Genomic DNA, 24,942 nt, shown 5'->3' on the forward strand with positions numbered 1-24,942 from the left:
CCAGTAGGGTGCAAGCGTAGTCGGTTTGCAATTTGTGTAAACCCTTAGAAGCAAAATAGCAGTCGCCTATCTCCCTCAGAGTCTCAATTTCGAGCTCTATGGGCGCAAGTTGTCCGTAATTCGCACAAGCTCGGCAGTGATGGCGGGCTCTGACAGTGCGTGGCCGGACGCTTTGATCATCCGCAAATCGGCATTGGCCCATCCTTCAGCGAGGCGATACGCCGATATCGGGGGGCAAATCATATCATAGCGCCCCTGCACGATTGTCGCTGGGATGTGCTCGATCGCACTCCGGTTCGACAGAATCTGACCGTCTTCTTCTAGAAAGCCCTTGTTGATGAAGTAGTGGTTTTCGAGACGCGCGAATGCACGTGCGTATTCAGCAGGAGCATCGCCAACGGAATGTGTCACCGTCAAAGCTGCCAGAGCGTTTTCCCAACCCGCCCAAGCACGCGCGTAACGCGTTTCCAATGCGGCATCGCCAGAGAACAGGCGGCGCCGGTAGGCACCGATCATATCTGATTGTTCGTCCGTCGGGATAAGATCCGCGAATTTCGACCACTGCTCCGGAAAGAACTGCCCAGCTCCGCCGCCATAGAACCAGTCCAATTCCGCCTGCGTCATCAAGAAGACACCTCTGAGGATCAGATGTGCGGCGCGGTCGGGATGACTTTGGGCATATAGCAGCGAAAGCGTAGCCCCCCAGCTGCCCCCGAAGACAACCCATTTCTCGATGCCGAACCGTTCGCGTATCAGCTCGATGTCGCGGATCAGGTGCCATGTCGTGTTGTTCTCTACGCTGGCGTGCGGGCGCGATCGTCCACAGCCGCGTTGGTCAAACAAAACAATTCTATAGACGGACGGGTCAAAGTAGCGACGCATTGCTGGCGAGCATCCACCGCCTGGGCCGCCGTGTAAAACAACGACAGGAACTCCGTCGGGGTTGCCGCATTGCTCGACATAAATTCGATGACCGTCGCCCACGTCCAGCATCCGCTGATCGAAGGGGTCAATCGGTGGATAGAGATGCGCCACCGCGCGGTTTTGTCCTGACGATCTGTCCATACCGCCCTATATAGTCTGCTAAGCGCTGGGCGCCATGCCCGAAAATGACCAAGTCATAGATGAGTCTGCACATGAATACCTCCACCGTCGACCCCTCCGAAATCGCAAAATTTGAAGCTATGGCCGCCGAATGGTGGGACCTGAACGGCAAATTCAAGCCGCTTCATATGCTCAACCCATGCCGTTTGGATTACATCACCAGTCAGATTGCAGCTGAATTTGACCGCGATTTGGACGCCGCCGCGCCCTTCAAAGGACTTCGCATTCTTGACATCGGCTGCGGTGGGGGGCTTCTGGCTGAACCTATGGCGCGGCTTGGGGCGGACGTCGTAGGTGCGGATGCTGCAGCAGGGAATATTCCTGTGGCTCAGATACACGCCGTTCAGTCGGGTCTGGAGATTGACTATCGCCACACGACCGCAGAAGCGATGGCAGATGCAGGCGAGCAGTTTGATGTGGTGTTGAACATGGAGGTCGTCGAGCATGTGGCCGACCCCTTGGCATATCTGACAGCGTGTCAAACCCTGCTGAAACCGGGCGGATTGATGTTATGTTCAACAATCAACCGAAATCCCAAAAGTTTCATGATGGCCATTGTCGGGGCGGAACACATCATGCGTTGGCTGCCCAAGGGGACGCACGAGTGGAACAAATTCATCACGCCTGATGAGTTGTTCGATCTAATCGCGAAAGCTGGCCTTTCGCCTGTTGATCGCAAGGGTTTCGTATTCAATCCGATTACTTGGAGCTGGTCGTTGTCCGATCGGGATTTGTCGGTGAACTACGTCACCTCGAGCATCAAGACAGTTTAGTCTTCCAGCAAGCTGCGGCGCAAATCTCGTAACACCGGAAGTGCGTCGCGGATGCGGTCTGAGCCAACGCGCTCAATAAGCTCCATAACCATCGGAGTAATACTCTCGAGCGCAGTGTTGCGGGCGCGGCGACCGGCAGGGCTGATGACGACCTGCTTACGGCGGGCATCGTCCCAGTCCGGGGAGACGTGAATATGTCCGGCCCATTCCAGTTTTGACAATGTGTTTGTCAGCGCGCCGCGTGTTAAGGCAAAGCTCTTTGCAAGCTGGGCGGGTGTGCGCGGTTCAGTTTGCTGATAGAGATGATTAAGCATGGTGAAGTGCGACAGCTCCATCCCCTTTGGAAGGGCTTTGCCAAGTTTGCCGCGCGCAAGCTGATCCACCATGAACAGTTCGCTGAACAAGGACGCGGCAATTGGATCTTGGATGTCAACCATAGTTAAAACTTATACGGGCGGTCATGCATTAAGGAAGGGACACGCTGTCGCGCCCGCGACACGTCGTCCAGATCGATTTCAAGGCAGACCATACCCGGATCGACCCCTGCGTCCAGAATTACCTCGCCCCACGGGCTGATGACAATGGAATGCCCATGCGTTGAGCGCGATTTTCCCTCTGTTGCCTGATGCTTACCCGTTTGGGCTGGCGCAATGATGAAACAACCCGTTTCGATAGCGCGCGCACGAAGCAGGCTTTCCCAATGCGCTGCACCCGTTATGGGGGAAAATGCTGCGGGGACCGTGATCATCCGCGCGCCGGCCTGAGCCAAGTCGCGATAGAGCGCGGGAAACCGCATATCGTAACAGATCGTCAGGCCAATCTTGGCAAACCCAGCATCTGCCAAGACAGCGCGGCTTCCGGGACGGTAGCCTTTGCTCTCCTGATAGCTCTCGCTTTCAGAAATCTGCACGTCGAACATGTGGATCTTGTCATACCAAGCTTCGATCCCGCCCTCAGGATTGATCAAAAAGCACCTGTTGGCGAACCGACCATCGGGATCATCGGTTTTCAACCCCAGCGATCCGATAAGCAGCCAGATGCCATGACGTTTCGCCGCGTCGCGAAGCGCGGCAAGTGTTGGGTCGTCGTCCTGATGGCACAGAACCTGCATTTGATGGTTACGGCTGGTCGAAACGCAATTCGTCACTTCTGGCGTCAAGACAAATTCGGCCCCATCAGCAACCGCGTCTTCCAGCAAAGCGAGTGTGACAGGCAGGTTCGCAGCGGGATCGTCGGTAACGTTAAGCTGGAGCAATCCAATCCTCACACGAGTAACCCATCAAGCTTTCCGGCGCGTTCCAAAGCGAACAAGTCGTCACACCCGCCGATGTGCTGCCCATCGATGAAAATCTGCGGTACCGTCCTTCCGCCGTTGGCGCGCTGGATCATTTCGCCCTTCTTATCGGGGTTTCTGCCGACATCTGTTTCGTCGAAGGATGCGCCCTTCTGGGTCAACAGGCGCTTGGCCGCGTGGCAGAAGCCACACAAAGAAGTGGTATAGATTTCGATTTGCGCCATTGGGCAGGTCCTTAGTCATGCTGTGTTGGTGCATTATCTAGTCATCTTTGGCCACGCGCGCTAGGACAAGCACATCCACTTTTCTAGCGCCCGCTTGCATGCAAGCCTCTGTGCAGGCGGCCAAAGTCGCGCCGGATGTCATGACATCGTCAATCAATAACACTGGGCGACCCTTTAATGCGCCGCCTCTTTTGGGGTGCGGCAAGATTGCGCCATCCAGTGTTGAATAGCGATTGTCTCGTGATTTTCCGTCAAGTATTTCTGTCATGCGAGGTCGATAAAGAGCGTCTGGTAAGTAGGTCAGGCTCAACGTTTGAGCCAAAACTTTTGCGATCAGGGCGGATTGGTTGTATCGGCGCTTAAGTTGACGAAGCCAGTGCAGCGGCACAGGGACGACCACGGTATCTTGTGTAACAGGCGGCGCGACGCGCGCCATCCAATGCGCCGCAGGGCGAGCAAGATCCGTTCGATCCCCGTGCTTCAAGCGCAAAACAATGTCGCGACCTTTGCCTCGATACATCATCGCAGCGGCTCCGTGGTCCCATGGCCGCGCGATGGACAGGCAGTCATCGCATTGAACATCCTCCCCGCGGTCGGAACCGGGAAGGGGAACACCGCAACTTCGGCAGGTCAGACCATGTATAAAGTGCGTTTCGCGCCAACATTCACCGCAAAGCGACAGATCGTCCTCTACCGCTGCGCCGCAGGTGAGGCATTGTGAGGGGTAGATTAACTTGAGCGCGGATTGCAATTTCATGCCGTTCCTCTAAGTAGCGGCCTCTGAGCCGTAGGAGTTTTTTCGTGTCCCAACCCCGTCCTCTGACAGATCGTGACGCCTTGGTGCGCCAGCGTGCACGGGCGGCACTCCAAGGCCCTGTCGAGTTTCTGCATGACGAGGCGGCGTATGAAATTCAGGAAAGGCTGATTGACGTTAACAGAACGTTTAAGTCGCCAGCGATAGTCACAGGCCACCCTGAATTCTGGGCGAAGATCATTCCAGAAGCGCTGATTGTATCTGATGAAGATACTTTGGCCTTGGAACCTGACGCGCATGATCTTGTCATTCACGCGATGTGCCTGCACTGGGCGAATGACCCCGTCGGACAGATGGTTCAGTGCCGCCGCGCGCTGAAATCTGATGGATTGTTCATAGCGGTGTTTCTTGGCGGACAGACACTGTTTGAGCTTCGCGCCGCGCTTTCTGAGGCAGAGGTCGCACTAAGCGGCGGGCTTGCTCCACGGGTGGCGCCGATGGGTGAAATTCGGGATTTGGGTGGGCTCATACAGCGCGCGGGTCTTGCTTTGCCTGTGGCGGATAGCTCCAAACGGTCTGTTAGCTACGGCTCTCCGATGGCGCTGATGCAAGATCTGCGTGCAATGGGTGAGGGCAATGCTCTGATGGATCGGCAAAAATCCGCACCGCGGCGTGATCTGTTCACGCGAATGGCGCGTATCTACTCTGACCATTACGCCATCGACGAAAATCGGATTCCGGCCACGTTCGAAATGATCTTCCTGACAGGTTGGGCCCCTTCTGAGACGCAGCAAAAACCTTTGCAGCCAGGATCGGCCTCCATACGCCTAGCGGATTTCTTGAATACGACCGAGTTGGGGCCAGACGCAAAACCCGTTAAAGGGCACGAGGACAAAAAGAGATGAACATGATGAACCCGACACCTTTGCCACATGCTGGCGCAGACCACCCGAAGGTCAAATTTGGCAAAATTGGCGTCCTCGTCGCCAATCTCGGAACGCCGGATGACTACACTTACTGGCCGATGCGTCGCTACCTGAACGAATTCCTGTCCGACAAGCGCGTTGTCGATATCGCATCATGGAAGTGGCAGCCGCTATTGCAGCTTATCATCCTGACGCGGCGCCCCTTCGCGTCGGGCGAGGCGTATAAAAGCATCTGGAACCATGACAAAGGCGAAAGCCCACTGTTGACGATCACCAAAGACCAGACGGCCGCTATCAAACAGGTGATGCAGGGGAAATACGGCGATGATGTCGAGGTCGATTTCTGTATGCGCTACGGCAACCCGTCGACCAAGTCCAAGGTCAAAGAGTTGATCGCCAAAGGCTGTGACAAGATCGTGTTCTTCCCGCTTTACCCGCATTATGCGGGAGCAACTTCAGCGACGGCAAACGACGAGTTCTTTCGCACGTTGATGGAAGAAAAGTGGCAGCCCTCCGCGCGAACGGTCCCAGCCTATTTTGAGAACGAAGCCTATATCGACGCGCTCGCCAAATCGGTGGAGCGTGCTTACGAAGGGATCGAACGGCCTGACATTCTGGTGTGTTCTTACCACGGCATGCCCATCCGCTATCTCATGGAGGGCGATCCCTACCATTGCCAATGCCAGAAAACGACGCGCCTCTTGAAAGAGCGTCTGGGATGGGCTGATACGGACATCACAACCACATTCCAATCGGTCTTCGGCCGCGAGGAATGGCTCAAGCCTTACACTGTCGAAGAGGTGGCCAGACTGGCCGAAGCTGGTAAGACGAAGATCGCGGTAATCGCCCCGGCATTCTCAGCTGATTGCATCGAAACGCTTGAAGAGATCAACGAAGAGATCAAAGAAAGCTTCGAAGAGGCAGGCGGCGAGCAATTCACCTACATTCCATGTCTCAACGACGAGCCCGCGCACATTGCAGCGCTCACCCAGATCATAGAAGAAAATTTGAAGGGTTGGGTCTAGTTCACCCGCGCTTGCACCGGGCGGCCGTCAAACTCACGGTCGTCCACTTTGATGCGGATCAATCCGTTTTCCAGTGCCTGAACGAAGATCCCCTGAATGGATACGCAACTGCCTATCATCACTGTCCGTAGCATCTTAACTTCCCCCAAAGTTATTAACGCGAGTCTAGCTAGGTTTTCTTCTTATTCCACCATTTTTTGACGCCAGCGCGAAGTTAGACTCAAGTCTATAGCCAGTCGCGCAAAATTGGGATCAAGGGGACGTCCGCAGGCGGCATAGGGTAGTTTTTCAAGGCGTTTGGCCGCGCCCATTCGAGCGTTTGGCCTTCTCGCGGGGTGGGAATTCCTTCCCACTTCCGGCAGGCAAATAACGGCATCAGCAGATGGAAATCATCGTAGCTATGGCTAGCAAAGGTCAACGGCGCGAGGCAGCTTTGCCAAGTATTGATGCCCAGCTCCTCTTGCAGTTCGCGGACCAAAGCAACTTCAGGAGTTTCGCCAGCTTCTACTTTGCCTCCGGGAAATTCCCAAAGGCCGGCCATAGACTTGCCCTCAGGGCGCTGGGCCAGCAGAACGCGGCCGTCGGCGTCGATCAGCGCGACAGCTGAAACCAGAACTGTCTTCAAGACCGGTAATCCGCGTTGATGTCGATATATCCATGGGTCAGATCGCAGGTCCAAACCGTGCTTTCCGCGCTTCCGACGCCCAGATCAACGCGGATCAGAAGATCATCGCCTTTCATATGAGCAGCGGCGTCAGCTTCTACGTATGAAGGGGACACCCAGCCATTCTCTGCAACCAGAACGTTCCCGAACCAGATGGAAAGACGGTCCCGATCGGCATGTGCGCCCGACTTTCCGACAGCCATCACAACCCGACCCCAGTTCGGATCTTCCCCAGCAATCGCGGTCTTAACCAAGGGTGAGTTAGCGATAGACATGGCAACTTTTCGCGCGTCGCCAGCATCAACCGCACCTTCGACGCGGATTTCGACGAATTTCGTCGCCCCTTCTCCGTCACGCACCACTTGATGCGCGAGGTCTTTCATTACGACACCAAGCGTCCGCTCGAAGGTTTCATTGTCCTCAACATCGACGCCAGACGCCCCTGTTGCTGCGACAAGCAGGCTGTCGGATGTAGAGGTGTCGCTATCAACGGTTATCGAGTTAAAAGTGGCTTCGTTCTGTTTTGACACCATCGCTTGAAGACCGGCTTGGCTAATCTTGGCATCAGTGAAGATATAAACCAGCATCGTCGCCATATCCGGCGCAATCATACCCGACCCTTTGGCGATACCAGCTACAGTGACTTCAATGCCGCCGATCTCACAGGTTGCGCACGATCCTTTCGGGAATGTGTCAGTCGTCATGATGGCGCGCGCCGCGTCTTCGATGCGATCGGGCGCTAGGCCCTGTGACAATTCACTCAGCGCGTCGGTGATTTTACCATGCGGAAGAGGCTCACCAATCACGCCTGTGGAACACGTATAGATATGCGAGACAGGCAGGTTCAGAGTATTGGCGGCGGCGCTGGTAATCGCTTCAACCGCTTCGACACCGACGCGCCCCGTAAAGGCGTTAGAGTTGCCCGAGTTCACGACAAACGCGAACCCCTTCGCATCATCTTCAACGCGCCCAAGCTTTGCTTGGCAGTCTAGAACGGGCGCCGATCGCGTAGAAGATCGGGTAAATGCGCCCGCTACTGCGCTCCCTGCATCGATTTCGGCCAGCATAACGTCTGTTCGACCCGCATATCTAACGCCAGCCGCGATTGTCGAAAATCGCACGCCGTCAATCTGGGGCAGAGCGGGGAACCCCCCCTTGGGGGCAAGGGGGGAGACTTTGGTGATTTTGGCCATTTGGGTAGACCCTTATGCGTCTATTGCTTCGACAACAGGCTTACATCGCGGATGGCCGACGGATCAACTTCAACCTCTTCGCGCTCGACAGTTGCGGTCTCGGTCAGGCGGTTGATTTCTTCGTCGATCTTCTGGGCGCGAAGCTCACGTTCCAGCTCATCGCGCACGGTGTCCAACGCGGGCGCTTCCTTCACACGGCTTTCGTTGCGCTTGACCACATGCCAACCAAATTGAGTTTGAACAGGCTCTGACACAGCGCCATCCTCAAGGCCGATCACGGCGGTCTCGAAGGCAGGGACCATGGCGCCTTTGCCGAACCACCCCAAAGACCCGCCGCTGGGGCCACTTGGACCCGTAGATTTTTCTTTCGCCAAATCAGCAAAATCCGCTCCATCGGCCAGAAGCGTGATCAGCTCTTTGGCCTCATCTTCCGTTTCTACCAGAATGTGTGAGGCGTTGAATTCCATTTCTGGCTCGCCTTGTGTGTAACGCTCTTTGTAAAGGGCGTCGATTTTGGCTTCATCCAAGTCGGCGGTGCCGATTTTTGCCAGAAGCTCACCCGCAAGAAATGCGCGGATTTCGTTCTCTTTGCTGAGCTCTACCGTTTTGGAGAGGTCCTTCTCCATCTCTTGGCTTAGCGCGGTCTGCTGGATCAGCTGTTCCAGAATTCCTTCAAAAAGAACGGCGTCTTCGAGTTGCTTGTATTGCTCTGGAAGGCGCTCTTGCAGCGCAATCATGTGGCCCAAGGTGATGTCCGTACCATTCACGGTGGCCATGACGGTCGATGCATCTTGCGCAGCTGCTGGCATTGCGACCGTTACGGCGAGCCCTGTTGCACGAAGAAGTGTTGAAAATTTGCCCATAATACCTGTCTCCTCAGGGGCCGCTGGGGGGCGCGGCGTTGACACTATCAGACACGGCCCTTACATCGCCAAGAGGTTTGAGGCGCGTCTTGTCTTAGCCGTCGAGATATGGTGCGGCGGCCTTAGGGGCAAGGTGAACCTACACACGAATTTGTCAGCCATCAAAAAAGGCGCGGAAATATGCTGGGTTTGGGTACCATTACGAAAAAGGTGTTCGGAACGCCGAACGACCGCAAAGTAAAGGCTGTCCGGCCTCTGGTCGCCAAGGTCAATGCGCTGGAGCCCGAATTCGAGGCGCTGAGCGACGACGAAATCAAACAACGCACCGAGCAATTGTCCATGCGAGCCCAATCCGGTGAAAAGCTGGATGATCTCCTGCCAGAGGCTTTTGCCAATGTGCGCGAAGCGGCGCGTCGTGCCTTGGGCTTGCGCGCCTTTGATACGCAGATCATGGGCGGCATTTTCTTGCATCAGGGAAACATTGCAGAAATGAAGACCGGTGAGGGTAAAACCCTTGTCGCAACCTTCCCTGCTTACCTGAACGCGCTTTCTGGCAAGGGCGTGCATATCGTCACGGTCAACGACTACCTCGCCAAACGTGACGCGGAATGGATGGGCAAGGTTTACGCCGCTTTGGGTCTGACCACTGGGGTGGTTTATCCGCAGCAGCCTGATGAAGAAAAGAAAGCTGCCTACGCCGCTGACGTGACCTATGCGACCAACAACGAGTTGGGCTTCGACTACTTGCGCGACAACATGCGGTCCAACCTGTCGGAGATGTCCCAGCGCGGGCATAACTTCGCGATCGTCGATGAGGTCGACTCGATCCTGATCGACGAGGCACGTACGCCGCTTATTATTTCTGGCCCATCTGACGACCGTTCGGACTTATATCTGACGATCGACAAGCTGATCCCAGAGCTTACCGAAGAGCATTACAAGCTGGACGAGAAGACCCGCGCGGTCTCAATCTCTGACGAAGGGAACGACTTCATCGAGACGCGTTTGCGCGAGATGGAGTTACTGCCGGAGGAGCAGTCTCTTTACGACCCCGAAAGCACCACTTTGGTTCACCACGTGACCGAAGCGCTGAAGGCGCACAAGGCCTTCCATAAAGACAAGGACTACATGGTGCGCAACAACGAGGTTGTCCTTGTTGATGAATTCACAGGCCGGATGATGTCAGGCCGTCGTCTGTCTGGTGGCTTGCACCAAGCCATCGAGGCTAAGGAAGGCTGCGCGATCCAGCCGGAAAACATTACGCTGGCGTCAGTGACGTTCCAAAACTATTTCCGGCTTTATGGGAAGCTGGCTGGCATGACCGGCACTGCGGCCACAGAAGCAGAAGAGTTTGCCGAAATCTACGGGCTTGGCGTCGTGGAAATGCCGACCAACAAGCCTATTGCACGAATTGACGAACACGACGCGATCTACCGTACCGCGAACGAAAAGTACGAAGCGATCGTCGAGGAAATCAAGAAAGCGCACGCCACTGGGCAGCCCGTTTTGGTCGGCACGACTTCGATCGAAAAGTCAGAGTTTCTGTCCCAGCTTCTTGAGAAGGCAGGTGTGCCTCATAATGTACTGAACGCGCGTCAGCACGAAAAGGAAGCTGAGATCGTCGGCAATGCTGGCACCTTGGGTGCGGTGACCATCGCAACAAATATGGCCGGTCGCGGGACAGATATTAAGCTTGGCGGCAACGTCGAGATGAAGATCATGGCAGCGCTTGAGGCTGACCCAGACGGCGATCCAGAAGCGATCCGCGCCCGCATCGAGACCGAACAATCCAAGGCTGAAGACGAAGTGAAAGCCGCAGGCGGCTTGTATGTTCTGGCTACAGAGCGTCACGAAAGCCGCCGCATCGACAATCAGTTGCGTGGCCGGTCTGGTCGTCAGGGTGACCCGGGTCGATCCAGCTTTTTCTTGTCGCTCGAAGACGACTTGATGCGTATTTTCGGGTCCGAGCGTCTGGACAAAATGCTGTCGACACTTGGAATGAAAGACGGCGAGGCGATTGCCCACCCATGGGTTAACAAGTCGCTTGAGAAAGCCCAAGCAAAAGTCGAGGGCCGCAACTTCGATATCCGCAAGCAGCTGCTGAAATTTGACGACGTGATGAATGACCAGCGGAAGGCCATCTTCGGTCAACGCATGGAAATCATGGAAGCAAAGGAAGTGGGCGAAATCGCGCAAGACATGCGCCATCAGGTCATCGACGATTTGGTGGATCAGTTCATCCCCGCCAAGTCCTATGCTGACCAATGGGACACCAAGGGCCTTTACGTCGCAGTGATGGAAACTCTTGGGATTGATGTTCCGGTCATCGCATGGGCCGAAGAAGAAGGCGTCGACGACGGCGACATTCGTGAGCGCCTCTATGACGCGTCCGACGAATTCATGGCCAAGAAGGCTGTCGATTTCGGCCCGGACCAGATGCGCAACATTGAAAAGCAGCTTCTATTGCAAACCATTGACGGTAAATGGCGTGATCACCTGCTCAAGTTGGAGCATCTACGCTCTGTCGTTGGATTCCGTGGCTATGCACAACGCGATCCGTTGAACGAATACAAAACCGAAAGCTTCCAGTTGTTTGAAGGCATGCTGGATAGCCTGCGTGCTGATGTCACCGAAAAGCTGTCGAAGGTACGCCCGTTGTCAGAGGAAGAGCAGCAGCAACTGCTTCAGCAGTTCCTTGCGCAACAGAACGGTGGGAAACCTGTGGCAGAGCTAGAGGCGGAGCATGATGGTGTCGCTGCTCCGGGATTTGACGAGAATGACCAAGGGACATGGGGCAATCCGGGGCGCAATGCGCCTTGCCCATGCGGATCTGGGAAGAAATTCAAACACTGCCACGGTGAAATCGGCTAGGGGCAAAACCCGACGGTTTCGCCGAAGCCGTTTTCCTGCTAAGCTAAAGCTCTATTGCAACGAGAATACTCGGCAAAGGCAGGTAAATGAGCAGATTTTTGACAGGCGCGGTTCTGGCCGCGCTGTGTAGCAGTGCATCCTTGGCGTCCGCTGATGGCCTTCCCGCCGCGATAACGCCTCCATTTCCCAAAGCCAGCTTGCCAAGCCCTGTGCTTCCCGCAGATCGGGCACCCGACCTTGTCCGTTTCGAACCACCCTCCGCTCAGTCGCACGACCAAGCTGATCCAATCGCAGACATCGTAGCGCGGCAGGCGAACATCTCGAATTTCGGCACTGCCTGCGGGCCATCGCTTTCGCTGACAGTCGCACCAGATGCAAAAATCGCTGTGCGAGTGGAGGCTCCGTGTTTGCCTTATGATTCCGTTAGGGTGGAGCATGAAACACTCAGCTTTACAGCGCCGATGTCCATGACAGGCGAGCTGGCTTTCCTCCTTCCAGCGCTTGGAGAGGACGCCACAGTTAAGACAACCCTTTCCGACGGATCGGTTCTGGAAGCGACGACACATGTTCCAGAGCTGCGCAACTTCGCACGCGTCGCCCTTCAGTGGAGCGGGAAAGATTCAGGGGAGTTGGTGGCACAAGCTCCGAAGGCGCTGGATGGGGAAATGATCCGGTTGGGCCAATCTCTCGACGTTGAAGGTGCAACACTTCACGTGTTCTCGCGCCGGATCAATGACTTGAGCACATCGGGCGTGGTTCGATTGTCGATGAGTGCGCAAGTTACCGTTGACAACTGTGCCTCCGGAACTGCGGCGCGCGTGCACCGCGTGGTTCCAGAAGAGCCGGTTTCGGCCTACAATCTATTGTTCAAAGGACCCGGCTGTAGCGCGATTGGGCAAAGAGTTGAGTTGAAAAATATCATTCAAGACCTGAAACTCACTGGAAACTAAGGCGGGCACTTAATTGCAGACTATCTGGCGCAGTTTCTGGGCGGCACTCGCATTTTGCGTGTCTGCAACATCGGTATTTGCCGATGACGTCCGGCTGACTTCTCGCGACGGAGCGATCCAGATTGAGGGCACATTGCTTACCTATGATGGCGAGTTCTACCGGGTCGAGACGATCTACGGGCCGCTCACACTGGACGGCCAAGGTGTGACCTGCGACGGACCCGGCTGCCCTGACCTGAACGCCTTTGTTGCGAATATCCGTTTGTCTGGCTCTGAGCGTATGGCGGAGGTACTTATCCCCGCACTTATTCAGGCATATGCTAGCAGAAACGGGTATTCAGTCACCCGTGAGATCATAGATGACCGCCAATCAACCTTCATCCTGAGCGACAACGACCGAGTCCAAGCGCGCTTTGCATTGTCTTCTGGCACGACGTCTGAGGGCTACGCCGATCTGATCGCGGAGGAGGCCGACATCGCCTTGGTTCTACGAGAGCCGCGTGGCGAAGAAGTCTCCATGGCTCGTGCCGCGGCGTCGGGTGATTTGCTAAAGGGGCGCCGCGCCCGTGTCGTCGCTTTGGACGGCATCGTTGCAATTACAGCGCCGGGCCAACCCTTACGCAGCGTGTCACTAGAACAGATGGGGGCCGCGATTGCGGGAGACGCGGCGCGGTGGTCCGATATCGGCGGCGCTGACATTCCAATCCTTCGTCACCTGCCGAATTCTGATTCCGGGCTGTTGGAGACTTTTGAGGATCAGATTCTTCGTCCCAACCGCCTGACTATCAGAGATGGTGCGACGCACCACGCGCTGTTGGAAGATCTGGCAGATAGAGTCGCGGAGGACACCTTCGCGATCGGCTTGTCGACGTTGAGTGAGGTTGGGAACGCAGTTCCATTGCGCGTGTCTGGAAGTTGCGGTTTCGAAACCAGCGCGACGCTGGCCGCCCTGCGAGCGGAGGACTATCCGCTAACGCTTCCTCTCATGCTTTACACACCAGCCCGCCGTTTGCCACTGATCGCGCGGGAGTTTCTGGATTTTACACAAGACCCCTCTGCCGACCTTGTCATCCGTCGGGCAGGGTTTGTAGATCAGGCCATCACACAGACAAGTTTCGACGATCAGGGTGATCGGTTGGCCCATGCAATTTCTCAGGCTGGCCCGGAGGTCACGCTCGACGATCTACAACGTATGGTTGAAGCCCTGCGGGATCGAGAGCGGTTATCGACTACGTTCCGTTTCACCGGCGGAACACGGTTAGATGTGCAATCGCAGGAGAACATTATCCGATTGGCCCGCGCCCTTGAAACAGGTGCTTTCAACGAGAAAGAGCTTCTTCTTGTCGGCTTTAGTGACGGCGAGGGCCCGGCAGGTCCAAACCTTGCCCTGTCGCAGAAGCGCGCCCGTTCGGTGATGCGCCTGTTGAAAGACGCTGCGCCCGACGCCGATTTCAAACGGTTGAAGCTGCGCACTGAGGCATTTGGGGAGGCGTTGCCAATGGCATGCGACGACACAGAGTGGGGTCGAGCAATCAATCGACGAGTCGAAGTTTGGGTGAAATAGACTCTATATCAACCCATGAGACCGGAAAGAGTAATTGCCGCTACTGCCAACTATCAGGTGGTCGTGGAGTACCAGCCCCAACGCTTCCGCGCCATTCAGAACTTGGCGTGTCATAGCAATATCGTCCTTTGACGGAGATACGTCGCCTGATGGGTGATTATGAACCAGTATGAGGGCGGAAGCGTTTAGCTCCAGCGCACGTTTAACGACCTCGCGCGGGTAGACTGGAACGTGGTCAATGGTGCCGGTTTGCAGTGCTTCATCGGCAATCAGCCTGTTGCGACGATCCAGAAACAGAACCCTGAATTGCTCACGCTCCATATGGGCCATCTTGGTGCGGCAGTACTGAAGCAACGCATCCCACGACGAGAGGACATCGCGATCCATAACCTTGGTGCGGGCCATTGCCTGCGCTGCCGCCTCAACGATCTTGAGTTCCTGGATGACGCTGGTGCCAACGCCCTGCACAGCCGCAAGCCTGTTGGCAGAGGCGGAAATAACGCCATTAAAATCGCCAAACGTCGCCAAGAGTCTTCGCGCGAGGCTCCGCACTTCGCGCCTCGGTATCGCGCGAAACAATACCAGCTCCAGCAGATCCGCTTCAGGAGTCGCATCACTGCCAGCCATCAGGAACCGTTCGCGCACGCGTCGTCGGTGCCCGTGTTGTTCCGCCTCTTGAGAGCGGGGGATGGAAATTCGATGCGGGTGCAACCCTGGCAGCGCGTCGGGGAGATGTGTCTGGTGCAGCGTCATAGCTACAGTTCAGACGATTCGACTTAATCGCTGGTTAAGTAGGTTTCAGAATGTCGGATGGAACTTGCCTGCGGGCGACAGTGTGAATATCTCGCAGCCATTCGCGGTGACGCCAATTGAGTGCTCGAATTGTGCAGACAAGGATTTGTCGCGCGTGACCGCTGTCCAGTCATCTGCAAGAACTTTGGTTTCCGGACGGCCAAGGTTCACCATCGGTTCAATCGTAAAGAACATGCCTTCCTCAAGAACTGCCCCAGTTGCAGGACGGCCATAATGCAGGACGTTTGGCGGTGCGTGAAAAACGCGACCCAGGCCGTGGCCGCAGAAATCGCGAACGACAGACATTCTGTGGCCTTCGACAAACGTCTGAATAGCGTGACCGATGTCGCCAAACGTGTTGCCCGGCTTAACCGCTTCGATCCCTTTAAACAGAGCATCGTGCGTCACTTGAATAAGGCGTTCTGCCTTGCGGCTCGGTTTGCCAGCGACATACATCCGGCTGGTGTCACCAAACCAACCGTCGACGATAACCGTGACATCAATATTGAGGATGTCCCCGTCTTTCAGGACTTTTGACCCCGGAATGCCGTGGCAGACGACGTGATTCACGCTGATGCAGCTAGCGTGCTGGTAGCCTTTGTAGCCGATGGTTGCAGAGGTCGCGCCTGCGTCCTCGACCATTTTGGTGATGGCAGTATCAAGCACTTCCGTGGTTGTGCCCGGTTGCACAAGATCGACCATGCTATCCAGAATCTGCGCCGCAAGTTTGCCAGCTTTGGCCATGCCTGCAAAATCTACATCATCGTAGATTCGAATGCCTTGCTTGGTGATGCGGCCTTTATGCGTCCTGTCGTCCACGGGTAACTCCGTTGGTTGCTTTTCGCACATATAATACCCTCGGCGGGGTTAGACCACCCTCGGGCGGAATTGTGGGCCTTCATCAATCGCAAGTGGCTTCCCCAACCAAATACCATCAGGCGAAATTCGGGTGGAATAGCACAGCATCTCGACCCCGCTCTGGCGGGCAGAGTCAAAGCTTTTCGCATAATTAGGGTCTAAATCATCTGCCACTTTTAAGTAATGGCAATCGGTGCGACCCACGAGATACAGCATGACTGCGCGATCGCCGCTCCGTGCAATTTCCGTAAGGTCTTGTAGGTGCCTTGCGCCCCGTTTGGTGACGCAATCGGGGAACTCTGCCCAGCGACGATCCCGACGAAGGGTGACGCTTTTGACTTCGATATAGGCCGCTGGAAGGACGTCATGCGACAAAAGGAAATCGATCCGGCTTCCAGTCCCATAAGCGACCTCGGGGCGCACGGTGTCATAGCGGGTGAGTTCTGACACCTGCCCTGAAAGCAGCGCTTCTTTGGCTACGCGATTCGGCAATGTCGTATCGATACAAGCAAAGCCGCCATCGCGTAGTTCGGACACGCGCCACCCAAACTTCAGCTTCTTGCGTGGGTCGTTGTTGGGCTCTAGCCAAATCCGAGTGTCCTCGTCTTGCAATCCGGTCATTGCGCCTGGATTCGGGCAATGTGCGGTGATCTCTTCCCCAGTTTCTTCCAAAACAGCGTCGGCTAGAAAGCGTTTATAGCGGCGGATGAGCCGCGCGGGGACAAGTGGGGTTTGAAAGCGCATGTGCGGGGCCTATACCGAAAGACAAGAGCCAATCAAGGAACACCTCATGCCCAACCCCACTGCTGCGATGCTTGTAATCGGGGACGAAATTCTTTCCGGCCGCACCAAGGACACCAACACCAACCATTTGGCCTGCGCGCTCACTGAAGCGGGCATTGACCTGAAAGAGGCGCGCGTTGTCTCGGACGAGCATGATAGGATTGTTGAGGCTGTCCGAACGCTCAGCAAAGCCTATGACCACGTGTTCACATCTGGCGGCATTGGTCCGACACATGATGACATTACCGCCGACGCTGTTGGGGCAGCCTTTGGGGCTCATGTGGACATTCGCGATGACGCACGCGACCTTTTGGAGGCTCACTACAGTCGCCAAGGCATGGAGTTTAACGACGCCCGCAAGCGGATGGCACGTATCCCTGATGGCGCGACCCTAATCGACAATCCGGTTTCTATTGCACCCGGCTTTAGCATTGAAAATGTCCACGTCATGGCCGGGGTGCCAAAGGTGTTCCATGCCATGGTCGCGACAGTTCTGGCTACATTGACCGGTGGGCAGCCATTGCTGTCAGAGACATTACGGGTCTTTATCGGTGAAGGTGACATAGCGGGGCCGCTTGGGGAGCTTGCGAAAGCCAATCCTGATCTGTCACTGGGGTCCTACCCGTTTCAAAAGAACGGGGCATTTGGAAGCAATCTGGTTATCCGAGGCACAGATCCCATAAAGCTAAAACGGGTTGTGGGTGAATTGGCAAAGGCGCTTGGTGTTGAATACGTCTGATCTATTTGAAGTCGTCGCAGCCACCTGGCCGCCAGCGCGTGTGACGCATGTCGGGCCATGGCTTGTCCGAGACGGTCAGGGTGGTGGAAAACGCGTGTCTGCCGCGTCCCCGGTCGGGCCAGTGCGACAGGACGACGTCGCCTTGGCCATCGCCGAGATGGAAAAGCTAGGGCAACCGGCATTGTTCTCACTTCGGCCAGAAGACGCAGCGTTAGACACTATTTTGGAGAAGATGGGATATCGCGTCGTCGATCCTACCATTCTGTTTCTCGGCCCGATTTTCGAGCTTGAGGTGCCCAAGGTCACCGCGTTTGATATCTGGCCCCCACTACAAATCATGAAGGATCTGTGGGCCGAAGGTGGCATAGGACCAGAGCGTATCGCTGTAATGGAACGCGCAGCGGGCCCAAAAACGTCAATCCTTGGCCGGATCGCAGACCGAGCAGCAGGGTGCGCATTTGTCGCGATGCACGGCACAACAGCAATGGTGCATGCGGTTGAGGTTCTGCCGGAATACCGTCGCCATGGACTGGCCCGCAATATGATGCATTACGCTGCCTTGTGGGCGAAAGAACGCGGAGCCGAGCATTTCTCTCTGGTTACAACAGGGGCGAATACTGTTGCGCAATCGCTTTACAGTTCTCTGGGCATGACAGTGGTTGGGCAGTATCATTACCGTATGAAACCCTGAAAGGCCCTGCCCCGTGACAAATCCCGACGTGACCGCGCTTGATCTGCCAATGGCCGACCCGCTTCCCGAAGCGACGCAAAAATACTTCGACATCTGCACCGACAAGCTGGGGATGATTCCTAACGTCTTGCAGGCCTACGCGTTCGACCCAGAAAAGTTGAACGCCTTCATCGGCATGTATAACGATCTGATGCTCGGCGACAGTAACCTCACTAAACTGGAGCGTGAAATGATCGCTGTGGCCGTCTCTTCGGTTAACAAGTGCTTCTACTGTCTCGTGGCACATGGAGCCGCCGTGCGCCAACTGTCTGGCGATCCTGCCTTGGGCGAAGCGTTGGTGATGAATTACCGCGTTGCCCCTTTGGATGCGCGTCAGCGCGCGATGATCGATTTCGCGGTTCAAATGACCGAAGCGAGCTATCGCATAGAGGAAAGCGATCGCGACGGGCTACGCCAGGTTGGTTTTAATGATCGAGATATCTGGGACATCGCCGCCGTCGCCAGCTTCTTCAATATGACGAACCGGATGGCCTCTGCGGTTGATATGCGCCCAAACGCGGAATACCACGCGGCAGATAGATGACGGACACGCTTCGTCTTTTTCTGGTGGGCCTGTTTCTGGCAAATCCGGCTTTGGCCGACCTGCAACTGACATTTCCGGCTCCCGCGACCGAAACCTTCTCGGAAACGGAAGAATTTGGCAGCTACAAATTGCCTGTCGGTCCCTATGCGGACGGTTTTGTTCAGACGCTAGTAGCTGAAGGTCAGCAGATCACCCGTGCTTGGAGGATCGATATTGATGTCGGAACGTCACTGTTGGTGATGGACAACCTGCGCCAGCAGCTTGAGGCATCAGGGTTCGAGTTGCTCTATGAATGCACGACTGAAGTGTGTGGCGGATTCGATTTTCGGTTCACCACCAGCGTGCTTCCAGAGCCGGTAATGCATGTCGACCTTGGCGATTTCCGGTTTCTGTCAGCGCAGCGCCTTGGCGGCGCTGTCCCCGAGTACGTAAGCCTGTTCGTGAGCCGCGGCGCTGACACGGCTTTTGTGCAGATGATCCTTGTCGGCAGCCCGGATGAGGTTTCGCTAACCGCGAAATCTGGCGGAAAAGTTGCGCAAGTTGCCCCCGCTATTCCGAGCGTCACCTTCGGGTCAGTCACAGAAACAATGCTGCGCGACGGCCATGCCGTTTTGGATGACTTGAACTTTGAAACAGGCTCGTCCGCGTTGGGTGAAGGCAAGTTTTTATCCCTGATCGACCTTGCCGAATACCTGAAGGCCAATCCAGAGATCAGGATCGCATTGGTGGGCCACACCGATGCGGAAGGATCATTGCAGGGCAATGTGAACCTGTCCCGCAAGCGAGCGCAATCGGTAGCGGCGCGCTTGTCTCAGGAGTTCGGCGTACCCAGTAGTCAAATGGAAGCGGAAGGGGTCGGATACCTTTCCCCGCGCGCCAGCAACCTGTCTGAAGAAGGGCGCACCCAAAATAGAAGGGTCGAGGTGATTATCACCTCGACCCAGAGTTGATGCTGCCAAACATCGGGGGAAAACTTGTTGCTTAGTTGGTCCAGGTGTCTGGACCCTTCTCTTTGAAAGCTTCGACCAGGAAGTCGATAAATGTCCGAACCTTCGGCTGCGTGTAACGCCCTGGAGGATAGACCGCGTAGATGCCTTGCGTCTCTTTCGGAAGGTCGGGCATGGCCTCTTCCACCAACCCGTCGCGAAGAGCGTCGGCGTATAGGAAGCTTGGCAAATACGCGATCCCAAGACCTGAAACACATGCGTTCAGAAGAGATTGCCCGTCATTTACAGTCAGCCAGCCTTGCGTGCGCACCTGACGTTTCTCGCCTGATGGAGCCGTCAGTTTCCAGACGTTGCCAGCCGATTGGTTTGAGTAGTGCAAAAGCTTGTGATCGTTTAGATCGTCGATCTTTTCAGGGCGGCCGAACTGTTTGAAGTAGCCCGGCGATGCGATCAGTCGTTTAGACGTTTCGGTCAACTTACGAGCCCGAAGCGAGCTGTCTTCCATCTCACCGATGCGGATGGCCAGATCAAAGCCTTCGGAGATCAATTCCACGAAACGGTTGTTTAGAACCATGTTCACAGTGATGTCCGGATAATCCACTAGGAAATCGCCCAAAATCGGGGACATGTGGTTCACCCCGAAATCTGTCGCAACCGAGATGCGCAGCAGACCGGACGGTGCACTTTGCATAGACGACACCAAGGCGTCTGCTTCGCCAGCATCATTCAGAACGCGGCGGGCGCGGTCATAATAGGCCAGACCAATTTCAGTTGGGCTGACCCGCCGCGTTGTGCGGTTGAGCAGTCGTGCACCAAGGCGGGTTTCAAGGGAAGAGACGTGCTTAGAGACGGCGGATTTTGAAATCCCCATCTTCCGGGCCGCGTCTGTAAAGCCCCCTTGATCCACCACAGTGGCAAATGCTTCCATTTCGGTCAGTCGGTCCATTCGGATGCCTCAATAACTCATGACGTTTGAGGACTTATCGGGGTCAATTGGGGCAGGAATGCGAATTCCGTTGGACGATTCAGGGGTATCTGTGGGGATCGTTGAAGGCATGGAAACAAGTAAAGGCGTGTTTCCAAGATACATCTAAAGCCAATCCAACCACTTGAATGCAGCAATAAGAAGTAAAGCCACAACAAGCATCGCCCCACAAAGCACGACAAAAGCCATGGGCCAACTCGTACCAGGCAGACCCGCAACATTCATTCCAAAAAGTCCGGTCAAGAAACCCAGCGGCAGGAAAATTCCGGCGATCAATGACAAAACATATCCGTTGCGCCCCTGACGAAGGGCCACCTGCATATCGGAATGGTCCTGCAAGCTCAGCAAGCGGTCCCGAACCTCGTCAAGTGCTTCGAGCGTGATTGCCATGCGGTTAGCGGGTTCTCGAAGTTCCAGCCTGTCAGCCTCGGTCAGGCAAGCGGAGTCGAGTGTCGCTAGTTTGACCAAAGCATCTTTCTGGGGGCCAATGTAGCGACGCAGCTTGATAGTAGTGCGGCGAAGGGGTCCAAGCTCCTCTGCGTTCTTCCCGCCCTCTCCTAGAATATCGTCCTCGATATCGTCAGTTGCTGCGGTAATGTGCAGCGCCGTCTTCTCGATGCGGTCGGTCAGTCCGGTTGTAAGCGCAGTCAAAAAGTCCCCGACACTTTCGGGGCCATCACCCTCTGCAATCTTCTTGCGTATGTCTTCCAAGGCGAACACACGCCGCCTACGGACCGTAACCACCATCTCTGCTGTCACCCAAATCCGCAGGGATACCATGTCCTCGACGTCTTGGCCGTCGTTTAGGTTAACGCCACGGAGGTTCAAGATAATGCCGTCGCCAAGCTTGTCACAACGTGGCCGCGTTTCGGATTGTACCAGTGCTGCGGCTGCGATCTCAGGCACATGCTCTGACAGCCAGCTTTGCAGATTGGGGTCATTCAACTCGAAATGATGCCAGACGAACTTCATAGGGCTGCCGCCAAGCGAGTGCCCTGATTGATGGCACGTTTCGCATCAAGCTCCGCCGCCACATCAGCCCCACCGATAACATGCGGTGTTTTGCCAGCCTGTTCCAACGCGTCAGCGAGCGAGCGATGCGGGACCTGACCAGCACACAACACGACGGTGTCGACTTCTATCACGCGTGGGTTCTCGCGCGCCTCGCCCTCCGACACGTGCAGCCCTTGGGCATCGATGCGCTCATAGTTGACGCCGCCAACCATTGTGACGCCCTTCATTTGAAGTGACGCGCGGTGGATCCAGCCGGTTGTTTTGCCCAAGCCTTTTCCCAGCTTTTGTGCCTTGCGCTGTAGAAGGGTGACTTGCCGCGTCGCAAGGTCTGGTTGCGGGCCAGCCTCTGCCAAACCACCGCGTCGCGCGGCAGGATCGGTCACGCCCCATTCTTCCATCCACGCGTCAAGATCAACGGTAGGGCTGTCATCTGTGGTCAAGAACTCCGCAACATCGAAGCCGATTCCGCCTGCGCCAATAATCGCAACGCGAGGGCCAACTTTTGCTCCGCCGCGAAGAACATCAATGTAAGAAAGCACGTTAGGCCCGTCTTGACCGGCAATCTGTGGGTCACGCGGGACAACACCAGTGGCGATGATCACCTCGTCAAACTCGGCCAGCATGTCTGCCGTGGCCTCGGTTCCAAGCTGAACGTCGATACTGCTTTGCGCCACCATGGTCTTGTACCAATCGACAAGACCGAAGAACTCTTCTTTCCCCGGCACCTGTTTGGCCATGTTCAACTGCCCGCCGATCTCGGTGGCTTTGTCGAAAAGCGTGACTTTATGCCCGCGTTCCGCGGCGGTTAATGCGGTCGACAAACCAGCAGGCCCAGCACCAACAACAGCGACAGTCTTAATGGTTTCGGCTGGCGTGATCAGCAATTCAGTTTCGAAACATGCCTTCGGGTTCACAAGGCAAGTGCTCATCTTTCCGCTGAACGTGTGATCAAGGCAGGCCTGATTGCATGCGATGCAGGGGGCGATCTCTGCCGCGCGCCCGGCTTGCGCTTTCGCGACGAAATGCGGATCGGCCAAGAACGGGCGGGCCATGGAAATCATGTCCGCGCACCCATCTGCCAGCACAGCTTCGCCGACATCCGGGGTGTTAATCCGGTTCGATGTGATCACCGGAATGGAGACCTCGCCCATGAGTTTCTTGGTCACCCAAGTGAACGCGCGGCGTGGAACAGATGTGGCAATGGTCGGAATACGTGCTTCATGCCAGCCAATACCGGTGTTGATAATCGTAGCCCCCGCCGCCTCGATCTCTTTGGCTAGGCGCACAACTTCTTCCCACGTCGAGCCATCGGGGATCAGGTCGATCATGCTCAGGCGGTAGATGACTATGAAATCCTTACCAACGGAGGCCCGCACACGTTTCACAACCTCAATTGGAAGCCGCATCCGGTTCTCGTAAGAGCCGCCCCAACGATCTTCGCGCTTGTTGGTATGTGTGACCAGGAACTGGTTCAGGAAGTAGCCTTCGGACCCCATCACCTCGACGCCATCGTAGCCAGCTTGTTTGGCGCGGCTGGCAGCTGTCGCAATGTCGGCTATCTGCTTTTCGATGCCTTCTTCGTCTAGCTCTTTGGGCGGGAAGGGAGAGATGGGCGACTTGATGGCAGACGCGCTGACGCATTCCGGCCCGTAAGCGTAGCGGCCCGCATGCAGGATTTGCATCGCGATCTTCCCGTCAGCCTCGTGGACGCGATCAGTGACGATCTTATGGTTCGCTATGTCTTCGTCAGAGAACAAGCCAGCCGCGCCCGGAAACACGCCGCCTTCGCGGTTGGGTGCCATCCCACCTGTGACCATAAGTGCGACGCCGCCTCGCGCGCGCTCCGCATAGAATTCGGCTACGCGATTCCAGTCTTTTGTTTCCTCAAGCCCGGTGTGCATCGAGCCCATTAGAACGCGGTTCTTTAAAGTCGTGAAGCCAAGGTCCAGTGGGGCAAGCAAATGCGGATAAGCAGTCATCGGGTGTCCTCCAAGTTTGGGACAGGTTGACGTAGCCCGCGCCCGACGTCACGCAAAACGCGGCGTCATCTACCATTTAGAAGTAAAACTATAATTGGGTCCTGGGTAGAAGATCCTTAGGCAAGTCGCCCGCGACGAGAGCGCGGTAACCTAAGTCGTCTCGACGCAGTGTCGGCGGAAAGCTTTTTTCAGCATGTCTAGCTCTGCGCGCAGCAAATCCATCTCCGCACGGATGTCATCAGACAGAACTTCGCCGGTCACAATCGTAAAGCTGTCCAACTTATCGCCGGTCGCGCGTTCGGCGATCAAAAAGGTTTGCACACCGTCCGTCAGGATTTCCCGTGGAATTGCAAACCGCACATGCCACGTATTCCCAAGGCTTTTGTCCTCTGTGACCGTAAGCCCCTCAAGCTCTTGCTCCAGATGCAGTGCTTGCAGATCGGGATGGTAATTGTTCTCGGTTTCCGCTGTCAGCACCGCTTCATAGGTTCCAGCCTGAATTCGTGTCTTTGTAAGGATGGCATTGCTCATATTGCGAGTTCCTTAGAAATCGGCGCGGGGCCGGCGGCTGAAAGTGACATCACGCAGGTTGATCTCGTTCATCTCAGGTCCCTCAAAAATGAGGTCCATCCAGATGCGTTCCAGCCTACGTTCGCTGATTTTGGTATGCGCCAGATCAAACTCGACCATCATTTCTGATCCGTCCAAGGGCAACTCGCGGACGACCTGTTCAACATTCGGCCCGTACTTGACGTTCAGGCGGGCAAATATCTCCAGCGGCTTCTCAGTCTCTACCTCGGTGTCCATGCGCAGGATGTGGTTCTTGCGTAGACCATCGGTTGCGCTTTCAGGAAGGTCGATCACAAGGCTTAGAAAGCTGCCGTCAAACCGAAAAACGTCCATTCGCAACCCGAAAGGTGCAAGATCGCCTTCGCGGGTATTGCGGACCTGACGAAGCGTGAGTTCGGAGATTTGGCAATCGTGATATAAAGTCGCCGCGTTCCCGATGCGGGTGCGGCTTTCAACGGCGGCAATACCGATCGGCGACACAGGGCCGCGCCACAGCTCGGGGCGATGCGACCAATCCGACTGCGCTGGCTTGCGGATCGCGTTCGAGCCGATTCGAGGCAAAGTCAGGCGAGCGTCCGCAACATGGGTCACCTGATCAACGCGTCGGCGCATCTGCCTTGCTTGCGCACGCAAGTGGCGCAATAGCGATAGATCTATGGTTTCCGCGTCCTGCACCGCGTTTTCCCAACGGCGTAGGCTTCGACGGTGGAGCCGTCGCCTTACGAATTCTCGCATCCGATCCATCATGGGTGTTGAGACAGTCCTAAAAGCATTGCTCTACAGCGCTAACATTGTT

At 55.9% G+C, this 24,942-nt stretch carries 27 protein-coding genes; 10 read left to right on the top strand and 17 right to left on the bottom strand.

Annotated elements, in window-relative coordinates; all coding sequences use genetic code 11:
* Nucleotides 1–96 precede the first annotated feature (96 nt).
* Nucleotides 97–1,065 (bottom strand): prolyl aminopeptidase, encoded by a 969-nt coding sequence (gene pip, locus BM352_RS03190; protein WP_090212424.1) that lies wholly within the window; start codon nucleotides 1,063–1,065, stop codon nucleotides 97–99.
* A gap of 71 nt (nucleotides 1,066–1,136) precedes the next feature.
* Between pip and ubiG the strand changes: the two genes are divergently transcribed.
* Nucleotides 1,137–1,877, top strand: a complete 741-nt coding sequence (ubiG, locus tag BM352_RS03195) for a bifunctional 2-polyprenyl-6-hydroxyphenol methylase/3-demethylubiquinol 3-O-methyltransferase UbiG (RefSeq protein ID WP_090212428.1) — start codon at nucleotides 1,137–1,139, stop codon at nucleotides 1,875–1,877.
* On the opposite strand, the gene BM352_RS03200 is transcribed toward ubiG, so the two are convergent.
* Genes BM352_RS03200 through BM352_RS03215 form a run of 4 tightly spaced genes read right to left on the bottom strand, consistent with a single transcriptional unit; the run spans nucleotide 1,874 to nucleotide 4,152 of the window.
* Nucleotides 1,874–2,314, bottom strand: a complete 441-nt coding sequence (locus BM352_RS03200) for a MarR family winged helix-turn-helix transcriptional regulator (protein WP_090212430.1) — start codon at nucleotides 2,312–2,314, stop codon at nucleotides 1,874–1,876. The two genes, ubiG and BM352_RS03200, sit on opposite strands and share 4 nt — an antisense overlap.
* 2 nt (nucleotides 2,315–2,316) lie before the next feature.
* Entirely contained in the window at nucleotides 2,317–3,144 is an 828-nt protein-coding gene (locus BM352_RS03205) for a carbon-nitrogen hydrolase family protein (RefSeq protein ID WP_090212433.1), read from the bottom strand.
* A complete protein-coding gene (gene grxC / locus BM352_RS03210; RefSeq protein ID WP_090212435.1) occupies nucleotides 3,141–3,395 on the bottom strand; it encodes a glutaredoxin 3 in 255 nt (84 codons plus the stop codon). The genes BM352_RS03205 and grxC overlap by 4 nt, the downstream gene beginning before the upstream one ends.
* A 37-nt stretch (nucleotides 3,396–3,432) precedes the next feature.
* The gene (locus BM352_RS03215) at nucleotides 3,433–4,152 is read right to left on the bottom strand and encodes a ComF family protein (protein ID WP_090212438.1); all 720 of its coding nucleotides are present in this window, start codon (nucleotides 4,150–4,152) and stop codon (nucleotides 3,433–3,435) included.
* A gap of 44 nt (nucleotides 4,153–4,196) precedes the next feature.
* On the opposite strand from BM352_RS03215, the gene BM352_RS03220 reads away from it, so the two are divergent.
* Together BM352_RS03220 and hemH are read left to right on the top strand one after the other, a co-directional pair.
* Nucleotides 4,197–5,054 (top strand): methyltransferase domain-containing protein, encoded by an 858-nt coding sequence (locus BM352_RS03220; RefSeq protein ID WP_090212440.1) that lies wholly within the window; start codon nucleotides 4,197–4,199, stop codon nucleotides 5,052–5,054.
* A 2-nt stretch (nucleotides 5,055–5,056) separates the two neighbouring features.
* Entirely contained in the window at nucleotides 5,057–6,100 is a 1,044-nt protein-coding gene (gene hemH / locus BM352_RS03225; RefSeq protein ID WP_090212442.1) for a ferrochelatase, read from the top strand.
* Here the strand turns inward: hemH and BM352_RS18900 are convergent.
* From BM352_RS18900 to BM352_RS03245, 4 genes are all read right to left on the bottom strand, one after another.
* Entirely contained in the window at nucleotides 6,097–6,234 is a 138-nt protein-coding gene (locus BM352_RS18900; protein ID WP_090212444.1) for a hypothetical protein, read from the bottom strand. The genes hemH and BM352_RS18900 overlap by 4 nt on opposite strands.
* A gap of 92 nt (nucleotides 6,235–6,326) precedes the next feature.
* Complete coding sequence (gene mutT, locus BM352_RS03235; protein ID WP_090212447.1) at nucleotides 6,327–6,725, bottom strand: 8-oxo-dGTP diphosphatase MutT; 399 nt, start codon at nucleotides 6,723–6,725, stop codon at nucleotides 6,327–6,329.
* Nucleotides 6,722–7,957, bottom strand: coding sequence for a bifunctional glutamate N-acetyltransferase/amino-acid acetyltransferase ArgJ (gene argJ, locus BM352_RS03240; RefSeq protein ID WP_090212450.1), 1,236 nt, complete (start codon nucleotides 7,955–7,957; stop codon nucleotides 6,722–6,724). Before argJ ends, mutT begins: the two co-directional genes overlap by 4 nt.
* Nucleotides 7,958–7,977: 20 nt before the next feature.
* The gene (locus BM352_RS03245) at nucleotides 7,978–8,820 is read right to left on the bottom strand and encodes a peptidylprolyl isomerase (protein WP_090212453.1); all 843 of its coding nucleotides are present in this window, start codon (nucleotides 8,818–8,820) and stop codon (nucleotides 7,978–7,980) included.
* 180 nt (nucleotides 8,821–9,000) lie between these two features.
* Between BM352_RS03245 and secA the strand changes: the two genes are divergently transcribed.
* The 3 genes from secA to BM352_RS03260 all read left to right on the top strand — a co-directional run bounded on the left by secA (nucleotide 9,001) and on the right by BM352_RS03260 (nucleotide 14,205).
* Entirely contained in the window at nucleotides 9,001–11,691 is a 2,691-nt protein-coding gene (gene secA, locus BM352_RS03250; protein ID WP_090212456.1) for a preprotein translocase subunit SecA, read from the top strand.
* An 86-nt stretch (nucleotides 11,692–11,777) separates the two neighbouring features.
* On the top strand, nucleotides 11,778–12,641 hold the full coding sequence (locus BM352_RS03255; protein ID WP_090212459.1) for a hypothetical protein: 864 nt from the start codon (nucleotides 11,778–11,780) through the stop codon (nucleotides 12,639–12,641).
* Nucleotides 12,642–12,654: 13 nt separating this feature from the next.
* A complete protein-coding gene (locus tag BM352_RS03260) occupies nucleotides 12,655–14,205 on the top strand; it encodes a phosphate ABC transporter substrate-binding/OmpA family protein (protein WP_090212461.1) in 1,551 nt (516 codons plus the stop codon).
* A 3-nt stretch (nucleotides 14,206–14,208) separates the two neighbouring features.
* Here the strand turns inward: BM352_RS03260 and radC are convergent, their stop codons facing one another.
* From radC to sfsA, 3 genes are read right to left on the bottom strand one after another with little or no spacing between them, the layout of a single operon-like run.
* The gene (gene radC / locus BM352_RS03265; RefSeq protein WP_090212464.1) at nucleotides 14,209–14,958 is read right to left on the bottom strand and encodes a RadC family protein; all 750 of its coding nucleotides are present in this window, start codon (nucleotides 14,956–14,958) and stop codon (nucleotides 14,209–14,211) included.
* Nucleotides 14,959–15,003: 45 nt separating this feature from the next.
* Complete coding sequence (gene map, locus BM352_RS03270) at nucleotides 15,004–15,846, bottom strand: type I methionyl aminopeptidase (RefSeq protein WP_090212467.1); 843 nt, start codon at nucleotides 15,844–15,846, stop codon at nucleotides 15,004–15,006.
* An 18-nt stretch (nucleotides 15,847–15,864) separates the two neighbouring features.
* Complete coding sequence (gene sfsA, locus BM352_RS03275) at nucleotides 15,865–16,599, bottom strand: DNA/RNA nuclease SfsA (protein ID WP_090212469.1); 735 nt, start codon at nucleotides 16,597–16,599, stop codon at nucleotides 15,865–15,867.
* 46 nt (nucleotides 16,600–16,645) lie between these two features.
* On the opposite strand from sfsA, the gene BM352_RS03280 reads away from it, so the two are divergent.
* The 4 genes from BM352_RS03280 to BM352_RS03295 are packed head-to-tail and all read left to right on the top strand — an operon-like array spanning nucleotide 16,646 to nucleotide 19,601.
* Entirely contained in the window at nucleotides 16,646–17,377 is a 732-nt protein-coding gene (locus tag BM352_RS03280) for a competence/damage-inducible protein A (RefSeq protein ID WP_090212472.1), read from the top strand.
* A complete protein-coding gene (locus BM352_RS03285) occupies nucleotides 17,361–18,068 on the top strand; it encodes a GNAT family N-acetyltransferase (RefSeq protein WP_342713472.1) in 708 nt (235 codons plus the stop codon). Before BM352_RS03280 ends, BM352_RS03285 begins: the two co-directional genes overlap by 17 nt.
* A 13-nt stretch (nucleotides 18,069–18,081) precedes the next feature.
* Nucleotides 18,082–18,651 carry a peroxidase-related enzyme gene (locus BM352_RS03290; protein WP_245780899.1) on the top strand — a complete coding sequence of 190 codons (570 nt, stop codon included), beginning with the start codon at nucleotides 18,082–18,084 and terminating at the stop codon, nucleotides 18,649–18,651.
* Entirely contained in the window at nucleotides 18,648–19,601 is a 954-nt protein-coding gene (locus BM352_RS03295) for an OmpA family protein (protein WP_090212478.1), read from the top strand. The genes BM352_RS03290 and BM352_RS03295 overlap by 4 nt, the downstream gene beginning before the upstream one ends.
* 31 nt (nucleotides 19,602–19,632) lie before the next feature.
* Here BM352_RS03295 and BM352_RS03300 read toward each other — a convergent pair whose 3' ends face one another.
* The 5 genes from BM352_RS03300 to BM352_RS03320 form a co-directional block, all read right to left on the bottom strand.
* Nucleotides 19,633–20,544: a LysR family transcriptional regulator gene (locus BM352_RS03300; RefSeq protein WP_090212481.1), complete on the bottom strand. Its 912-nt coding sequence runs from the start codon at nucleotides 20,542–20,544 to the stop codon at nucleotides 19,633–19,635.
* Between the two features lie 144 nt (nucleotides 20,545–20,688).
* Nucleotides 20,689–21,555, bottom strand: coding sequence for a zinc transporter ZntB (locus BM352_RS03305; RefSeq protein WP_090212484.1), 867 nt, complete (start codon nucleotides 21,553–21,555; stop codon nucleotides 20,689–20,691).
* Nucleotides 21,552–23,576, bottom strand: a complete 2,025-nt coding sequence (locus BM352_RS03310; RefSeq protein ID WP_090212487.1) for an NADPH-dependent 2,4-dienoyl-CoA reductase — start codon at nucleotides 23,574–23,576, stop codon at nucleotides 21,552–21,554. The genes BM352_RS03305 and BM352_RS03310 overlap by 4 nt, the downstream gene beginning before the upstream one ends.
* A gap of 150 nt (nucleotides 23,577–23,726) precedes the next feature.
* Nucleotides 23,727–24,107 (bottom strand): hypothetical protein, encoded by a 381-nt coding sequence (locus BM352_RS03315; protein WP_090212490.1) that lies wholly within the window; start codon nucleotides 24,105–24,107, stop codon nucleotides 23,727–23,729.
* Nucleotides 24,108–24,119: 12 nt separating this feature from the next.
* Entirely contained in the window at nucleotides 24,120–24,893 is a 774-nt protein-coding gene (locus BM352_RS03320; protein ID WP_342713477.1) for a DUF6478 family protein, read from the bottom strand.
* Nucleotides 24,894–24,942: the final 49 nt, after the last annotated feature.

It is taken from the genome of Litoreibacter janthinus (genome assembly GCF_900111945.1).
In the GTDB taxonomy this organism is placed as follows: Bacteria; Pseudomonadota; Alphaproteobacteria; order Rhodobacterales; family Rhodobacteraceae; genus Litoreibacter; species Litoreibacter janthinus.

Bases quoted from the DNA above. Each gene is read 5' to 3' on its own strand.
- grxC (WP_090212435.1), bottom strand. From the start codon at position 3,395: ATGGCGCAAATCGAAATCTATACCACTTCTTTGTGTGGCTTCTGCCAC.
- BM352_RS03305 (WP_090212484.1), bottom strand. From the start codon at position 21,555: ATGAAGTTCGTCTGGCATCATTTCGAGTTGAATGACCCCAATCTGCAA.
- BM352_RS03245 (WP_090212453.1), bottom strand. From the start codon at position 8,820: ATGGGCAAATTTTCAACACTTCTTCGTGCAACAGGGCTCGCCGTAACG.
- secA (WP_090212456.1), top strand. From the start codon at position 9,001: ATGCTGGGTTTGGGTACCATTACGAAAAAGGTGTTCGGAACGCCGAAC.
- radC (WP_090212464.1), bottom strand. From the start codon at position 14,958: ATGACGCTGCACCAGACACATCTCCCCGACGCGCTGCCAGGGTTGCAC.
- ubiG (WP_090212428.1), top strand. From the start codon at position 1,137: ATGAATACCTCCACCGTCGACCCCTCCGAAATCGCAAAATTTGAAGCT.
- BM352_RS03315 (WP_090212490.1), bottom strand. From the start codon at position 24,107: ATGAGCAATGCCATCCTTACAAAGACACGAATTCAGGCTGGAACCTAT.
- BM352_RS03200 (WP_090212430.1), bottom strand. From the start codon at position 2,314: ATGGTTGACATCCAAGATCCAATTGCCGCGTCCTTGTTCAGCGAACTG.
- BM352_RS03300 (WP_090212481.1), bottom strand. From the start codon at position 20,544: ATGGACCGACTGACCGAAATGGAAGCATTTGCCACTGTGGTGGATCAA.
- BM352_RS03215 (WP_090212438.1), bottom strand. From the start codon at position 4,152: ATGAAATTGCAATCCGCGCTCAAGTTAATCTACCCCTCACAATGCCTC.
- BM352_RS03320 (WP_342713477.1), bottom strand. From the start codon at position 24,893: ATGATGGATCGGATGCGAGAATTCGTAAGGCGACGGCTCCACCGTCGA.
- map (WP_090212467.1), bottom strand. From the start codon at position 15,846: ATGTGCGAAAAGCAACCAACGGAGTTACCCGTGGACGACAGGACGCAT.
- sfsA (WP_090212469.1), bottom strand. From the start codon at position 16,599: ATGCGCTTTCAAACCCCACTTGTCCCCGCGCGGCTCATCCGCCGCTAT.
- BM352_RS03295 (WP_090212478.1), top strand. From the start codon at position 18,648: ATGACGGACACGCTTCGTCTTTTTCTGGTGGGCCTGTTTCTGGCAAAT.
- BM352_RS03310 (WP_090212487.1), bottom strand. From the start codon at position 23,576: ATGACTGCTTATCCGCATTTGCTTGCCCCACTGGACCTTGGCTTCACG.
- BM352_RS03255 (WP_090212459.1), top strand. From the start codon at position 11,778: ATGAGCAGATTTTTGACAGGCGCGGTTCTGGCCGCGCTGTGTAGCAGT.
- BM352_RS03280 (WP_090212472.1), top strand. From the start codon at position 16,646: ATGCCCAACCCCACTGCTGCGATGCTTGTAATCGGGGACGAAATTCTT.
- argJ (WP_090212450.1), bottom strand. From the start codon at position 7,957: ATGGCCAAAATCACCAAAGTCTCCCCCCTTGCCCCCAAGGGGGGGTTC.
- pip (WP_090212424.1), bottom strand. From the start codon at position 1,065: ATGGACAGATCGTCAGGACAAAACCGCGCGGTGGCGCATCTCTATCCA.
- BM352_RS18900 (WP_090212444.1), bottom strand. From the start codon at position 6,234: ATGCTACGGACAGTGATGATAGGCAGTTGCGTATCCATTCAGGGGATC.
- hemH (WP_090212442.1), top strand. From the start codon at position 5,057: ATGATGAACCCGACACCTTTGCCACATGCTGGCGCAGACCACCCGAAG.